Below are 16889 nucleotides of genomic sequence, written 5' to 3'. Positions count from 1 at the left end.
AAACCAGCCGATTAAGGCTGGTTACTTGTGTCATTTTGATCATATTCCTCATTATGACTATGACTTCCATCTGATTCTGAAGAATTAATAGAGGCATCTTCTCCTGAGGTGAACTCAGATGCATTATGTTGATAATCTAAATGGCTTTGCATTTTCGCTTTAATTTCTAAAAGGTTTGGTTCATCTAATTGATAGTAATAAACACCCGTACTTTGATCGTCATAACCTAACAAATTCAGTTTTTCTATGGAAGGCATTCCGTCTTTACCATATTCGAACATCGATTTCATTTCTGTAAAGGTCATGTTGGTTTTCATATTATCTCCAACCGCATCGATTAAATCTCCGTACTTAGTAAAGGAAGAGGCTGAAACTGTTTTTTCCATGATTGCTTCCAATATTTGTTGTTGACGTTTACCTCGTTCGATATCATTATCTTGTTTTCGAGTTCGAGCAAGGGCTAAAGCTTCAGCACCGTTTAATGTTTGATAACCGGGTTGAAGATTAATCGTTCTGTTATCTTCCGAATCAAGTTCCATTAAAGTGTAAGGAACATCGGCTTCAATTCCTCCAAGAGAATCGACGATATCAATGAAAGCATCAAAGTTCATTTTCACATAATAATCAATCGGTATATCAAGAAGAGTTTCCACTGTATCCAGTGTGGCTTCTGTTTCACCATAAGCATATGCATGATTAATTTTATCCTTGTATCCAACTTCAGGAATATACACATAAGAATCTCTAGGAATACTTAACATTTTTATAGTTTTACTTTCATTATTTAATGTAGCAACAATTAAAGCATCCGATCGAGTATTCGCTCCTTGGTCACGTTCTGAACTGTCATCAACACCCATGAATAGAATGGAAATATTATCTTCTAAAGGTTCAACTTTTTCATCACGAAGACTGGATTTCTCTCGCTCTGTGATTTCTAAAGAGCGATCAGCTGCACTTTCTGCTTTTTTCATTAAGAATATGCCATAAGCAGTTACAGATATAAGAATTGATGCTATGAATAAAAGTGAGATTTTTAAAATTAATGATTTGTTTTTTGATTTTTTCGGTGGATTATTTGTTGAATAATCTCGAGTTGTTCTAAACTGTCTACGATTCATTTGGATTCTCCTTTAAGCAGGAATGACCCTACACATTCAATACTGAGCTATGAAAATAGATTTTCAAAGAACTACAGCACTCCTCATTATACAATGCTTTCCCCAAATCGTAAAAGGAAAAGATTATTACATTCATGTGTCAAATTCGATGAAATCTTGTGTTTGAGGTACCACAATCGCTTGGCCATTCGTCATTTCTGCAATCCAGTCATTAAAAGTTTCTTCCATATTAATAGGCACATATAGAAATAATTCGACAGCTTCTGCATAATCAATGCGATCAAGCGGATACGCTGAAGTCCTTATTTCGTTTTCGACTTTTCCTAACCACGTATAATCGACAGATACTTTCATTAAGTGGTGAAGACGTCTCTCTACAATCTGTGCGGCCATTAAGCCTTCTGTGGTTGCTTTCCCGTAAGCTCGGATTAAGCCACCACCACCTAATTTAATACCGCCAAAATATCTGGTTACGACGACAACAGTGTCTTTTAAACCTTGCTTTTTTAATACTTCAAGCATTGGAAAACCAGCAGTTCCACTCGGTTCACCATCATCATTCGCTTTTTGTATGGAATCATGTTCTCCAATTAAATAGGCTGAACAATTATGGTTGGCTGATTTATGTTTTGCTTTTATTTCTTCGATAAAGGCTTGAGCTTGTTGTTCTGACTCTACACGGTTTATATAGGTAAGGAAGCGCGATTTTTGAATAATTATTTCTGATTCGCCGAATCCTTTAACTGTTAGGTAATCTTTTCTCAAAATTTAACACTCCTTTTGAAATCTAGTTGTCACGCAATTTTAATATTAAATTGTGTATATAGTGATATAATAAATGCAGTCATTGCAGGATAATTGGCATATATGACGTATAAGTAATAGAGAGTGAAATGAATGCAACGTCATTCATCAGAATGTTGCTCGAAAAGGAGAATACCTGATGTCTGGTAAAAAGGTAGATATCAATTCACTTGATTATATATTTAGTCAAATGGTTGAAACAATGAACCGTTCTAAAAATGATATCTTCATTATAAGTGAACAAAATCGACATAGCTTAATTCAAATGCAAAAAGAATTGGAAATTGTTCACTCGAAGTTAGCAGATGTTTTTATTGAAGGTGATTTGCTTATTGAAGAGACTCGGTTATCCCGAAAACGTTTAGGAGATGTCTCTAAGCATTTTAACACGTTCACAGAAGAGCAGGTGCGGGAAGCTTATGAACACGCTAACGATTTGCAAATTAAACTTTCGATTAATCGAACTGAAGATCGCCAATTGCAGGAACGTCGAGATGATTTAGTACGTCGTTTAAATGATTTGAACGATGCAATTTTGCATGCGGACCAACTCGTTACGCAAGCGAATGTAGTAACTAACTATCTAACATCCGATTTGAAAAATGTGGGACAAGCTCTAGAAACAGCGAAGTTAAAGCAAGATTTCAGCATGAAAATTATTGAAGCACAAGAAGAAGAACGCAAACGTTTATCTCGAGAAATACACGATGGCCCAGCTCAAATGATGGCTAATGTGTTAGTGCGTTCAGATTTAATTGAACGAACATATCGGGAAAAGGGTGTAGATAAGGCATTACTTGAAATATCTAGTTTAAAACTAATGGTTCGTAATGCACTATCAGAAGTGCGCCGAATTATTTACGATTTAAGACCCATGGCATTAGACGACTTAGGATTAGTGCCTACCCTCAAAAAATACTTAATGACTATCGAAGAATATAATACGGGTTGCCAAATATATTTCCGTTCACATGGAGCTCAACGAAGACTCTTAACCAATTTTGAAGTTGCTATTTTCCGTTTAATTCAAGAATCTGTAACGAATGCGACGAAACATGGTAAATCTCAAAACATATGGGTGGATGTTGAATGGACTCCTGAATTGGTAACTGTCACTGTAAAAGATAATGGGACAGGATTTGATAAACGTTTAGTTCGAGATAAATCTTTCGGTATGATTGGGATGCAAGAACGGGTCGATTTATTGAAGGGTGAAATGATTGTTAAATCCTCTATCGGTAAAGGAACGACTATGAAGTTTCAAATTCCCTTAATTGAGGAACAACAGAAATAAGCTTGTCTTATATACTAGGAGGAAAATGACGATGACGAAAATTGTAATCATTGACGACCACCAATTATTCCGTGAAGGTGTTAAAAGAATATTAGATTTCGAAGATTCATTTGATGTAATAGCTGAAGGCGATGACGGAAGCGATGCATTAAGTTTATATGAACAATACGTACCTGAAGTAATCTTGATGGATATCAATATGCCACGTAAAAATGGTGTTGAAGCAACTGGTGAACTGATGGCGAAATATCCAGAAGCCAAAGTTATCATGTTGTCTATTCATGACGATGAATCGTATGTCATGCACGCTTTGAAAACAGGAGCACTTGGCTATATGTTAAAAGAAATGGATGCAGACGCAATCATCCAAGCTATTAAAGTTGTTGCTGCTGGTGGATCTTATTTACATCCAAAAGTGACACGTAATTTAGTGTCGGAATTCCGTCGTTTAAGTGAGCGCGAAAACAAAGGAACTTTCCATCAATCAGAAATTCGTCGTCCTTTCCACTTATTAACAAAACGCGAATGTGAAGTTTTACAGTTATTAACTGATGGACAAAGTAACCGCATGATTGGTGAAACGTTGTTTATCTCTGAAAAAACAGTAAAAAACCACGTATCTAGCATTCTTCAAAAAATGAATGTAAATGACCGTACACAAGCCGTAGTTACAGCTATTAAAAATGGTTGGGTTGAAGTACGTTAATACAAATATTACGATTAACCCTCACAAGCTTTTGCTTGTGAGGGTATTTTTGTGAGTATGAGTTGCTCCAGGTTGACGAAGTAGCTCACCAGGTTGTACAAAATGCCGCCAACTCACTCAAGTCGGAGGAGTCTCATCATCTACTGACTCTTCAAATTGCTCCAGGTTGACGAAGTGGCGTTCCAGGTTGACGAAGTAGCGCTCCAGGTTGACGAAGTGGCGCTCCAGGTTGTACAAAATACGTCAACTAACTCAATTCGGAGTAGTTTCATCATCTACTGAACTCTTCAAATTGTTCCAGGTTAACGGAGAAGCTCCGTAGGTTGACGAAATGCCGCCAATTTACTCAAGTCGAAGGAGTCTCATCATCAGTTAATTGATAGTACCTATAACGTCCGTTGTTTTTTGGAAACAGTTTTGACCTGCTTAAAATGTGTGCTGCAGATGTCTTATCTTTTAACCCGAGAAAATTTATACATTCATTATTCGTTATTGTATTCTTCATCAAATAAAACCAATCTTCAATAGCATTAGCAATTATCACTCTTCTAGATATTTTACAAGTTGGGCATTTGTACAGATTCCCAATATTTCGCGAGCATTTGGGACATATAAGACCTTTTTTTATAATGGAATCTTCAATTGGGATTATATTTACTAGTGGGATGGGGGAAAAGCTTGTTTGAGCTTGTCTCACTTTTTTAACCAGTTGGGTAAATGGGGTTTGAGATATAATATTCGGTAATTCAAATAAATCCTCGATATAGGAGCTTATATCACAGCCCATTATAATTTTTGAGTATTTTGGGGGCAAGCTTACAAGTGTTTTTGAAAATGCAAGTACAATGAAACTTCTAATAGGTAAATCAATATTATTTGATTTCATCCAAAACGCGAGCTTTCTTTCATGCCGTTTCAACTGTTCTTCAGGACACTTAAGAGGAGTATGAATTCCATCTACTTCACGTATTAGCTGAGCTGGGTTTTGCTGAAATGCTATTTTACCTTTAATCGCTTTTATTTCTAAGATGCATATAAATTTAGAGGTGATAATTAAAGTATCTATTTGAGTCTTTGACCTTGGGGAAGTCTTTAAATTTATATCTTTAAAAATGATATAATCGCATGGAAATTCTATATTCTTTAAAAAATGATCTACATAAGTTTCTCCGTTAAATCCTGCTCGAATTCTATTAATTCTAGTCTCTATTTCTAAGTAAAGCGGATGACCAATCGGTACACGTTGAAGTAGCCTTTGGTAAACAATAAGTGAATGAGGTATTTCCCGAGTTTCGTCTATAAAAATCACTCCTTTTAATTTTTGGGGTTATTATCAAAATATCATTTTTATATATATTTAAGCAAATTCAAAAGAACATTTTTAGATTGAAATACAATATGAGAAATTGATGATCTTGGTTGATGGAGTCATGTCCCAGGTTGACGAAGTGACGCTCCAGGTTGTACAAAATGCGTCAACTAACTCAATTCGTAGTAGTCTCATCATCTACTAACTCTTTAAATTGCTCCAGGTTGACGAAGTAGCTCTCCAGGTTGACGAAGTGACTCTCCAGGTTGTACAAAATGCGTCAGCTAACTAAATATGGAGTAGTCTCATCATCTACTAACTCTTTAAATTGCTCCAGGTTGACGAAGTGACGTTCCAGGTTGCACAAAATGCCGCCAACCCCACCTAATCAATGACACAATTTCTAAAGTTGTTTCGCCAAACTAATAACCTCATTCCTCAAATGGCAGATCATTTCGTTCCTTTGACAGATCATTTCTTTTACACGAAACTTTCACAAGTGGTCTAACGTCTTTAGTATTGAAGGCTATAATTATTGTCAGGAATTAAGTTTTATGTCAAAATAGCCGAAGTAGGAGGGACGAACTTAATGAAATTTAAATATATAGTATTACTTGTTATCCTTTCGATTTTTCTTTCGGCTTGTTCGAGCGAAGAAAATCGCGAAGGTGCAGGTTCAGTATCTGATGGTGAATCGTCTGGGGAAAATAGTCCTTTAGAGCACAGCGTAAAAGATCAAGCTGATGATGAAGTTGGTTTTGAAATGGTTGGTTCAAATATTGAAGAAGCTCAAAACATACCAGCTGCTGAGAAAAAGGAATTGCTTGAAACTTTTGATACCTATATTACTTCTTTCAATGAAGAAGATAGTGAGAAGTATATGTCTGTAATCGCTACTGAGCCTGAAGGGTTTGATTACCAGGAAGAAGAAGTGACTGTTAAAGAAACCTTTGAGCAATATGAAGTTAATCGAACTGCTAAAGATGTAACCGTAATTAAATACAATAAAAATCAAGCACAAGTTTTCGCCTCACTTGCTATATCGCTAAAACAAGAGTCAACAGGAGCAGAACTTGATCGAACAGGTCGACAAGTGACGGTGTTTGCTAAGGAAGATGGAGAATGGCGTGTCACAAGCGTTTATTTCATTGGAGACGTAGCTGAATAGATAGTTAAAAAACTTCTAGCGAAGGACGGCACTGAAGAACTCGTGGAGTAAATTGAGAGTTAGTTTAGATAAAGAAAAGGCGAAATTTCGTTCGATTTTGAACGAAATTTCGCCTTTTTTTGTTTCCTTCATTAGGCTTTTTATTCTGGATGTGGCTCCTTGTATAATGTCACATAATAATTAAGTACTTTTATTATAAAAAAGCATAGACCTAAATACTGTTCATTTTAAATTGAGTAGATGATTGGAGTGAAAGGCGGCGAAAAAAATCTGCTCCTGCGGTTACTCGTCGCAAAGATATTGGACGAATGACAGTTCGTCCAATATCTTTCCAGCGGGAAAAGTGTGTCCAAGTGTGACCCCGCAGAGAGCAAAGCGAACGAGGAGGCACACGGACCACCCGCGGAAAGCGTCCGCCTGGAACGAAAATCGACTAAATCGTATTAAAAGATCCATTATTAAGGAAAAGCTACCCTATCTCGATATTTCGAGATAGGGTGACTTTGATAAACTAAGTATACTTTTCAGAGGCCACTTGCAAAGCGAGGTTTTTTAAAAGGTAATCTAGCGCTTTCCGTTTTTCTTCGGTACTATTAATTAAATAGGAATGAGTACAATCCCGAAACGGAGGAATGCTCATGGAAGAAGTACAAGCTTTTTTAACTGGTCGAATTTGGTTGAAGGAACAAACCCCATTTCCTTTAGCCGTAATTGAAGAATTTATTCAAAAAGGATTTATAACCCCCCACTCAGGCATTCAGTCTAATCAAAATTCCAATAGTAAAAAAACGAAAAGTGCAACTTGTCGTCGTTGCGGAAATCAGCAACTGACCGTATTTCAATGTGCAAAATGTAACGGTTCTTGTTTGTATTGCAGACAATGTATTCAGATGGGCAGAATAAGTAGTTGTAGCGAGTTAATTACATGGACTGGTCCATCCGTAGTCAAACAGGCGAATCACTGTTTTAGATGGTCTGGAACCTTAACCTCACTACAAGCAAAAGCTTCAAAAGAATTACTTTTAAGTGTTCAACGAAATCAGCGGCATTTAATTTACGCTGTATGCGGAGCTGGTAAAACAGAATTATTATTTCCTTCGATATTTGATGCTTTGCAGAGAGGACTCCGTGTGTGTGTAACGACTCCCAGAACAGACGTTGTGTTGGAACTTGCTCCAAGGTTTCAACAAGTTTTCCCGAAAACTATTATGCATGCTTTGTATGGTGGGTCTCCTGAACAATCGAACTTTGGTCAATTGATTCTTGCAACTACGCACCAATTATTGCGTTTTGAAGAAGCATTTGATGTCGTATTCGTGGATGAAGCAGATGCTTTTCCTTATACAGTGGACAAGTCCCTACAATTTGCTGTTCAAAAAGCAAAATACAAACATGCGGTTGTTCATACCATTACCGCAACTCCTTCTGAAGAGCTATTGCAGCAAACAGATAATATTTCTCTCATTTCACAGCGTTTTCATGGGTTTCCTTTGCCTGTACCACGCTTCGTTGGTTTATGGAACTACAAGAAGCATATGTATAAAGATAAACTTCCCCAAAAGTTAGCTAATTGGACACTGCAACGTTTACAAAGTGACCAACCATTTTTAATTTTTTTCCCAACGATTGACTTAATGGAACGGGCATTACCATTATTTCAGCACATTCATGTAGACATCTTAGCGGTTCATGCGGAGGATTCTGAAAGGAAAGAAAAGGTCCTAAAATTACGCCGAAATCAAGTATGTGGTTTACTTACTACGACCATACTTGAACGAGGGATTACTATTCCTAATGTCCAAGTAGCAGTTGTGGGAGCAGATGAACAGATTTTTACAAGCAGCGCATTAATCCAAATAAGTGGGCGTGTTGGTCGATCTGTAGATTTTCCGAGTGGAGATTTAGTGTTTTTTCATCATGGAATTTCTCTAGAAATGGATAAGGCAAAAACAACGATTGAAGAACATAATACCAATCGAGAACTTTTATGAAGTGCTTGATTTGTTCTGTCTCATTTCTAGAAATTGCTTCATGGCGGAAACTACTCTTAATTAAATCACCGCAGTTAGTTTGCGAAAAATGTTTAAATAAATTCGAAAAAGCTGAAGAAAGAAATTGGAGAAATGAATGGATAGGAACTGTTTACGAGGGTACACTCGATTCCGTTACTTCAATTTACAGCTACAACGACTGGATGAAACAGGTTTATCAGCAATATAAATTTCAATTAGATGTGGAACTGGCAAACATATTTAGAGCGGATTTTCTGCCGTTACTTAAAGTTAAAGAGAAAATTGTTCCCATTCCTCTGCATCCAGACATGTTAGTCGCTCGGACTTTTTCACAAGTTGATGAATTACTAATTGCTGCAAATGTTTCTTATCATCATGTTTTGTCCAAAACATTAAATCATTCACAAGTCGGAAAATCGAAAAAAGAACGAGTTTCTTCAGAATTACTTTTCACGGTTACGCAGGATGTTCAAAAACAACATATTTTATTAATCGATGATTTGTATACAACTGGCACTACACTGCACCATGCAGCCTACGTTTTGAAAAAAGCAGGAGCAAGTTCTGTCAATGCATTGACGCTAATTCGTGCATAAAAACTTAAGGGAAATGACTACATTCGACAAATTTCTAATTTATTTTTGGTTTGTTGCAGGAGTTATTAGGGGATAAGTAGAATAAGGTTAACATAGCCTTAATTAAAGGAGGAGTTTACATGTTAAATTATAATATCCGCGGTGAAAACGTTGAGGTAACTCCTGCGATTCGCGAACACGTTGAAAGCAAAATCAATAAAGTTGAACGCTATTTCAACGAAGAAATCCAAGCGAACGCAAATGTCAATTTAAAGGTATATAACGACAGTCAAACGAAAGTCGAAGTTACGATTCCGATGAAGAATTTAACGCTTCGTGCTGAAGAAAGACATAATGATATGTATGCAGCAGTCGATTTAATCGTCGATAAATTAGAGCGTCAAATTCGTAAATATAAAACGAAAGTAAATCGTAAGTTCCGTGAACGTGAAGGCGTAGGCGCATATTTTGCTAACGTGCAAACACCAGAACAAACAACACAACACGATGATAATGAAGAAGAAATTCATATTGTTCGTACTAAACAATTTGAATTGAAGCCAATGGATCAAGAAGAAGCCGTTTTACAAATGGATATGCTTGGACATAATTTCTTCGTATTCACTGATGCTGAATCTGATGGAACACATATCGTTTACAAACGTAAAGATGGCAAGTACGGATTAATTGAAACAAACTAAATAAACGTAAAAAGAAAGCCCATTTTTGTGGGCTTTCTTTTTTTTTTTTTTAATGAAAAATTCACCTTTGTATTTGTCGATAAAGCAGGAATTCACTCGATTAAAGCGAATAATTAAATAGAGTTAATTTGATAAATGCCTTTTGATGAATGATACACGATTATGTGAAATGTATTCCTTTGAATTTGTTAAGAGTTTCGGTAATTTGATTGAAGTGAAGGACGGCGACTAAGACGGGAAAAGTGTGTCCAGGTGTGACCCCGCAGAGAGCGGAGTGAACGAATTGGGCACAATTCGTTTGCGACGAGTAACCGCAGGAGCATAGGTTTTTCATTCATCGAGGAGGCACACGGACCATCCGCGGAAAGCGTCCGCCCGTAACGTAAATCGACATAATCTCCATTTTAAGAATGTTCGTGTTTACATCCGGTTTTATGAATTATGAAATTAACTCAGTAGATAAAAAGAATACATAATTCCGTTTCAAAAGGGGAGGGAATTGGATGTCGAAACTACGGCTTTGGGGCAAACTTGGTTTTCGAGGCAAGGTTTTATTAGCAATGAGTGCCGTCGTCATTTCAATTCTTTTTGTAATCGCAGGTATTTCATATACTTATCAAAAGAATTTATTTGAAAAACAAATGGAAGAGGAATTAGGGCTAGAAAATGAAGTAGTTGCACAGGAAATTTATACATTGTTAAACAGTAAAAGAGGAATTGCTGAGCAACTTGGTGAACTAGAAGATGTCAGAGAATTTTTAGAATCACCAGTCGAGCGAAAATCTGTTAAGTCTTCTGCTAGCTATGACAAAGTCAATCAACTTATGACTCGAGTTCAAGAAAGCACGGAAGGTTTAGGTCTTGTGTGGATTGCTCTACTGGAACCCAATTTTTTAATTGCTGATCATGGATATGTAACGGATGAAGCGTATGACATTCAAAAACGACCTTGGACAGCTAAAGCAGGAGCAGCAAAAGACTTATCTTTTTCAGATTTGTATATTGATTACTCAACTAAAAAGTATACAGTCAGTGTGATCAAGCCCATTGAAAAAGATGGCAAACGACTCGGGTATTTTGGTTTAGATATGCATTTAGATACAATCCCTGAATTAATTGCACCCTATGAAATTAACAATCACAAACATGTTTTATTAACTGAACAAGGACAGATTTTGTATGATGTAGATAATATTTGGTCTGAAATAAAAGATCTCAATCTTTCGGATGATGTTACCACTTTAGTTAGTACTTCTAAAGGGAACTTCTATGCTGAAGTCCGTGAAATTAAAGGGACAGGTTGGCAACTTGTGAGTTATGTGCCTGACTATATGGTTACCGATTCTCTTCACGATTTTGTTTATACGATTGGTTTGTCCTGGATTCTTGCTGCTTTATTATTATTAATCATTTTGTCTATACTTTTGCGTTATATGTTGAAAGATTTACCAACTATTGTGAAACATGTTCGACAAATGGAACAAGGTAACTTAGTGTCTGAAATGAATATTGATAGTAAAGATGAGATTGGAGAAATCGCACAATCAATTGAGCAAATGGGTAAATTGTTAAACATACAAGTAGAAGAAATGGATTTTCAAGCTAAATTCGACCCGCTAACAAGCTTGCCAAATCGCTCTTCCGTTCAATTTCAACTCGTAAAATGGATTGAGGAAATGAATCAAGACCATATAATTGCTGTTGCTTTCTTAGATTTAGATCATTTCAAACAAATTAATGATTCGAAAGGTTATTCATATGGAGATGCCCTCTTAATTCAAGTGGCAGAACGAATTCAACATTTATTACCAGAGGATAGTTATTTCGGCCGATTTGGCGGGGACGAGTTTATTGTGCTTTTGCATTCTAAAAAGGAAAACTTTCCTTTACTAAGAACGACTCTTACGAATGTGCACCATGCATTTTCAAAAGCATTTTACTTAAATAAACAAGCTGTATTCGTTACCCCTTCTATGGGCGTTTCCCTTTTTCCAACTGATGCTGACTCAAGTGAGCAATTATTAGTAAACGCTGATACGGCTTTATATAAAGCGAAAGAAGCGGGCAGAAATAGAATACTTTATTTTAATTATGAAATGAAAGAAGAGTTTGAAAAACAACATATGTTTGAACAAGGATTGCGTGAAGCAATAAAATTCAATCACTTTACACTCGTGTATCAGCCCCAATTCAACCTGAAAACAAATAGGACAGAAAGTTTGGAAGCGTTATTGCGTTGGCGCCATCCTGAATGGGGGATGATATCTCCGGTTGAATTTATTCCTATTGCAGAGAAATCAGGTCTTATTCAAGTAATTGGAGACTGGGTAATTGAAACGGCAGTTCGTGAAATTAAAGAAATTCAACATCAGTTTCCACACGTATCATCTGTCGCCATCAATGTTAGTGCATTACAGCTTAGAGAAATTGACTTTATTCATCGTCTGAAAACACTGTTGAAGAAATATCAAGTAAATCCCAGTCTTATTGAAATTGAAATAACCGAGTCATTATTTATTGACGGAGGAGATGATGTTCTCCAAACTCTCCATAATATAAAGAAAATGGGCATTTCCATCGCTCTAGACGATTTTGGTACAGGGTATTCTTCATTAAATTATTTGCGAATACTCCCGATTAATCGTGTGAAAATCGATCAAACTTTTGTACAGCAAATGGAAAATGATAAAAGAGTTCAAGCAATTGTTAAATCGGTGATAGACTTATCACATAATTTAGGATTTAATATTGTTGCAGAAGGGGTTGAGACAGTGAAACAACTGGAACTCCTCACAGCAATGGAAACAGATATTATTCAAGGTTTTTATTACAGTAAACCACTTAATAAAGGGCAATTGCATCAGTTTTTAAATAACGACACAACCTTGTAAGTACAAGTCCGTTATTTGCACCCCTTTAGTAGCAGTGTTAAAATAAACCTTAGACTAAATGGGAAGTGAATTTAAATGCTTGGAGTATTAAATAAAGTATTTGACTTAAATAAGAGAGATTTAAAAAGATTAGAAAAAATTACAGATCAAGTTGAAGCGTTAGCAAACGAAACAGAAGCTTTAACTGACGATCAATTACGTGCGAAAACAGATGAATTTAAAGAACGTTTTGCAAGTGGGACTGTATTGGAAGACCTACAAGTAGAAGCATTTGCTGTTGTACGAGAAGCTTCAAGACGTGTTTTTGGAATGTACCCTTTCCGTGTTCAAATTACGGGTGCGGCAGCACTTCATGAAGGTAATATTGCTGAAATGAAAACTGGTGAAGGTAAAACTTTAACATCTACATTGCCGGTTTATTTGAACGCAATTACTGGTAAAGGCGTCCATGTAGTGACGGTCAATGAATATTTAGCAAGTCGTGATGCTGAAGAAATGGGCAAATTGTATAATTTCTTAGGCTTAACAGTAGGTTTAAATTTAAACAGTTTAAATAAAGATGAAAAACGTGAAGCTTATGCAGCGGATATTACGTATTCGACGAACAACGAACTAGGATTCGATTATTTACGCGATAACATGGTGTTATATAAAGAGGAACACGTACAACGTCCGCTTTACTATGCTGTAATCGATGAAGTTGACTCGATTTTAATTGATGAAGCACGTACACCATTAATCATTTCTGGACAAGCAGCTAAATCTGCTCAACTTTACAAGCAATCAAATGCACTTGTGAAAGCTCTTCGAAAAGAAGATGACTATTCGTACGATGAATCTACAAAAGGTGTAGTTCTGACTGAAGCAGGAATTGAAAGAGTTGAAAAAGCGTTTGGTATTGATAACTTATTCGATTTAACACATGTCCGTTTAAATCATGCGATTAACCAATCATTAAAAGCGCATGCAAGTATGCATAATGATGTGGATTATGTGGTTCAAGAAGGGGATGTGGTCATTGTTGACTCATTCACTGGTCGTTTAATGAAAGGTCGTCGCTATTCAGATGGACTTCATCAAGCTATTGAAGCAAAAGAGGGTCTAGAGATTCAAAATGAATCTATGACGATGGCTACTATTACGTTCCAAAACTATTTCAGAATGTACGATAAACTTTCTGGGATGACGGGTACTGCAAAAACGGAAGAAGAAGAATTCCGTAATATTTACAATATGAATGTAATTGTCATTCCAACCAATCGCGAAATTGGGCGTGAAGACCGTGCAGACTTAATTTATGCTTCTATGGAAGGTAAATATAAAGCAGTAGCGGCTGAAATTGCGGAGAGAAATAAAGTTGGGCAACCAGTTCTTGTAGGTACTGTTGCTATTGAAACTTCTGAAATCATCTCAACATTATTAACAAAACACGGAATTCAACATAATGTGTTAAATGCGAAAAATCATGAGCGCGAGGCTGAAATTATCTCGACTGCAGGTCACAAAGGTTCGGTAACCATTGCAACGAACATGGCCGGGCGTGGTACTGACATTAAACTCGGCGAAGGTGTTATTGAAGTAGGCGGTTTAGCCGTTATCGGTACTGAACGTCATGAATCACGCCGTATTGATAATCAGCTTCGAGGTCGTTCTGGACGTCAAGGGGATCCTGGTATCACACAATTCTACCTATCAATGGAAGACGATTTAATGCGCCGTTTTGGATCTGATAATATGCGTGCTATGATGACTCGTTTAGGAATGGACGATACACAACCAATTCAATCTAAAATGGTTACAAAAGCAGTAGAATCGGCTCAAAAACGTGTCGAAGGTAATAACTTCGATGCACGTAAACGTTTGTTACAATACGATGATGTTTTACGTCAACAACGTGAAATTATTTATAAAGAACGTTTAGAAGTATTAGATACAGACAATATGCGTGGACTTGTAGAAACGATGATCGATGAAGTAATCGAACGTACTGTTGCTGCACACACATCGTCTGATAAACAAGCCGAGTGGAACTATAAAGGACTTGAAGATACAATTCATGCGAATTTATTATCTGAAGGTGCGATTTCACGGGCTGAATTAGAAGGTAAAACGTCTGAAGAAATTACTGAGTATGTGAAAACATTAGTGTACAAACGCTATGATGAAAAAGAAGCAGAAATGACTCCTGAACGTATGCGTGAATTTGAAAAAGTTGTATTACTACGCTCTATTGACTCGAAATGGATTGATCATATCGATGCAATGGATCAACTTCGACAAGGAATTCATTTACGTGCATATGGACAAATTGATCCACTTCGTGAATACCAAAACGAAGGGTTTGCTATGTTTGAAGCAATGGTCGAATCTGTCCAAGAAGATGTAGCGAAATATGCAATGAAGGCAGAAATACGCAACAACCTTCAACGTGAGGAAGTAGCAAAAGGTCAAGCTGTGAACCCGAAAGAAGAGGGTGGACCTGTTAAGAAAAAACCAGTACGCGCACAAGCTACAGTTGGAAGAAATGAAGCCTGTCCTTGTGGCAGTGGCAAGAAATTCAAAAATTGTCACGGTGCTGTTGAATGATAACGGAGGAATTTAGTAATGATGGAATTATCAGATGTACGCAATGAATTAGACAGAACCGCTTCAAAATTATTCGACTTTAGGGGGTCTCTTTGACTTAGAGAACAAAGAGGCACGAATTGCAGAATTAGATGAAAATATGTCGTACCCCGACTTTTGGAATGATCAGGATGCTGCTCAAGTTGTCATAAGCGAAGCGAATGGCTTAAAAGAAATTGTGAATGAATATCAAGAGTTGGTTGATACACAAGAAAATTTAGAAATGACATTGGAATTGTTGCGTGAAGAACCAGACGAAGAATTGCATGAAGAGCTCAGCAAAGAAATGAAGGAATTCACTTTAAAACTTGGTGACTTCGAATTGCAATTATTACTGAGTGAACCTTATGACAAAAACAATGCCATTTTAGAATTACACCCTGGTGCTGGTGGAACGGAGTCTCAAGACTGGGGCTCTATGCTACTTCGTATGTATACTCGTTGGGGTGAGAAACGTGGCTTTAAAGTCGAAACAATCGATTATTTAGCTGGAGACGAAGCGGGCATTAAATCCGTAACGTTAAGTTTTAAAGGTCATAATGCATATGGCTACTTAAAAGCTGAAAAAGGTGTGCATCGGTTAGTACGTATTTCACCTTTCGATTCTTCTGGTCGTCGCCATACATCGTTCGTATCTTGTGAAGTAATTCCTGAATTCAATAATGAGATTGAGATTGAAATTCGAACTGAAGATTTAAAAGTTGATACGTATCGTGCAAGCGGTGCAGGTGGTCAGCATATTAATACAACTGACTCAGCTGTGCGTATCACTCATCTACCAACTGGCGCAGTTGTTACGTGTCAGCAAGAACGTTCTCAAATTAAAAACCGTGAAAAAGCAATGACGTATTTGAAAGCTAAGCTTTATGCGTTAAAACTTCAAGAACAAGAAGCTGAAATGCTTGAAATTCGTGGCGATCAAAAAGAAATCGGATGGGGAAGTCAAATTCGCTCTTACGTTTTCCACCCTTATTCAATGGTAAAAGATCACCGCACAAGTACTGAAAGCGGTAATGTTCAAGGAGTAATGGACGGCGATATTGATTTATTTATTAATTCGTATTTACGTTCAAGAATGAACTAATAGTAGAAGCGGGTATCCTTAAAGGATGCCCGCTTTTTGGTGTCCAGAAAAATGATCGAACATATTATCTTGTAATGTGGTCACGTTTCAACAGATAGATAACTTGGCTTATGAGACGATTATGTATAGCCAATTTCGATTGTGAAAAATTTATCGATCAAAATGTCGGGTTTATCGCTCAATCTGGAGACTTGTCGCTCATTTTGAGAATTTATCACTCATTTCTGAAGGTTTATCGCTCAAACACGTCTCATGTCCTAGTTAACTTATTGAAACAATCTCAACCATAGAAAGCGCAATGACTCATAACTAAGTGCTTTTATATAGTTTTGTTTTCGCTGCGCTGCTGTGAAAACCTAATGGTGACAAAATACCACTTAGATGCACTGAATTACTAAGTTGCTTTGGAACACAACAAAGGCGACCTGAACGTCTATTTACTCAAGAGTATAATTGTCTGCTCCTGTTTCATTCTATAATGTGTGCGTCACTTTTAGTGAGGACGACTATAGAAATAAATGAAGCATCCATGCCTACGCTAAAGCAGTAATGCTTCACCATGATGAAGTTCACACAATACAAAGCGTCTGCTATACTTC

General features: G+C 36.9%; 12 protein-coding genes. 9 read left to right on the top strand and 3 right to left on the bottom strand.

What is annotated here, in order from left to right; genetic code table 11:
- Nucleotides 1-11: 11 nt before the first annotated feature.
- Nucleotides 12-1121: an LCP family protein gene (locus WBG45_RS02790; protein ID WP_424412275.1), complete on the bottom strand. Its 1110-nt coding sequence runs from the start codon at nucleotides 1119-1121 to the stop codon at nucleotides 12-14.
- Nucleotides 1122-1253: 132 nt separating this feature from the next.
- Nucleotides 1254-1886, bottom strand: coding sequence for a YigZ family protein (locus WBG45_RS02785; RefSeq protein ID WP_424412274.1), 633 nt, complete (start codon nucleotides 1884-1886; stop codon nucleotides 1254-1256).
- 178 nt (nucleotides 1887-2064) lie between these two features.
- Here WBG45_RS02785 and WBG45_RS02780 point away from each other — a divergent pair, with 178 nt between their 5' ends.
- Nucleotides 2065-3219 (top strand): sensor histidine kinase, encoded by a 1155-nt coding sequence (locus WBG45_RS02780; protein WP_424412273.1) that lies wholly within the window; start codon nucleotides 2065-2067, stop codon nucleotides 3217-3219.
- A gap of 31 nt (nucleotides 3220-3250) precedes the next feature.
- Entirely contained in the window at nucleotides 3251-3925 is a 675-nt protein-coding gene (locus tag WBG45_RS02775) for a response regulator (RefSeq protein ID WP_424412272.1), read from the top strand.
- Between the two features lie 346 nt (nucleotides 3926-4271).
- Here the strand turns inward: WBG45_RS02775 and WBG45_RS02770 are convergent, their stop codons facing one another.
- On the bottom strand, nucleotides 4272-5234 hold the full coding sequence (locus tag WBG45_RS02770; RefSeq protein WP_424412271.1) for a nuclease-related domain-containing protein: 963 nt from the start codon (nucleotides 5232-5234) through the stop codon (nucleotides 4272-4274).
- Between the two features lie 589 nt (nucleotides 5235-5823).
- On the opposite strand from WBG45_RS02770, the gene WBG45_RS02765 reads away from it, so the two are divergent.
- From WBG45_RS02765 to prfB, 7 genes are all read left to right on the top strand, one after another.
- Entirely contained in the window at nucleotides 5824-6402 is a 579-nt protein-coding gene (locus WBG45_RS02765; RefSeq protein ID WP_424412270.1) for a DUF4440 domain-containing protein, read from the top strand.
- 638 nt (nucleotides 6403-7040) lie between these two features.
- Nucleotides 7041-8393 carry a DEAD/DEAH box helicase gene (locus tag WBG45_RS02760; protein ID WP_424412269.1) on the top strand — a complete coding sequence of 451 codons (1353 nt, stop codon included), beginning with the start codon at nucleotides 7041-7043 and terminating at the stop codon, nucleotides 8391-8393.
- The gene (locus WBG45_RS02755) at nucleotides 8390-9010 is read left to right on the top strand and encodes a ComF family protein (RefSeq protein WP_424412268.1); all 621 of its coding nucleotides are present in this window, start codon (nucleotides 8390-8392) and stop codon (nucleotides 9008-9010) included. Before WBG45_RS02760 ends, WBG45_RS02755 begins: the two co-directional genes overlap by 4 nt.
- A gap of 119 nt (nucleotides 9011-9129) precedes the next feature.
- On the top strand, nucleotides 9130-9690 hold the full coding sequence (gene hpf / locus WBG45_RS02750) for a ribosome hibernation-promoting factor, HPF/YfiA family (RefSeq protein ID WP_424412267.1): 561 nt from the start codon (nucleotides 9130-9132) through the stop codon (nucleotides 9688-9690).
- A gap of 503 nt (nucleotides 9691-10193) precedes the next feature.
- Nucleotides 10194-12581, top strand: a complete 2388-nt coding sequence (locus tag WBG45_RS02745) for a bifunctional diguanylate cyclase/phosphodiesterase (RefSeq protein ID WP_424412266.1) — start codon at nucleotides 10194-10196, stop codon at nucleotides 12579-12581.
- Nucleotides 12582-12656: 75 nt separating this feature from the next.
- Entirely contained in the window at nucleotides 12657-15167 is a 2511-nt protein-coding gene (gene secA / locus WBG45_RS02740) for a preprotein translocase subunit SecA (protein WP_424412265.1), read from the top strand.
- Between the two features lie 21 nt (nucleotides 15168-15188).
- Nucleotides 15189-16290 (top strand): peptide chain release factor 2 gene (prfB, locus tag WBG45_RS02735; protein WP_424412302.1). Its coding sequence is split into 2 segments (ribosomal slippage): nucleotides 15189-15260 and nucleotides 15262-16290, totalling 1101 coding nucleotides; the frame shifts between segments, so codons are not numbered across the junction.
- Nucleotides 16291-16889: the final 599 nt, after the last annotated feature.

The sequence above is a fragment of the Paenisporosarcina sp. genome, from assembly GCF_049671445.1.
Lineage (GTDB): Bacteria > Bacillota > Bacilli > Bacillales_A > Planococcaceae > Paenisporosarcina.
Note: the sequence above shows the minus strand (reverse complement) of the source record. Positions and strands in the feature narration are given on the sequence as shown.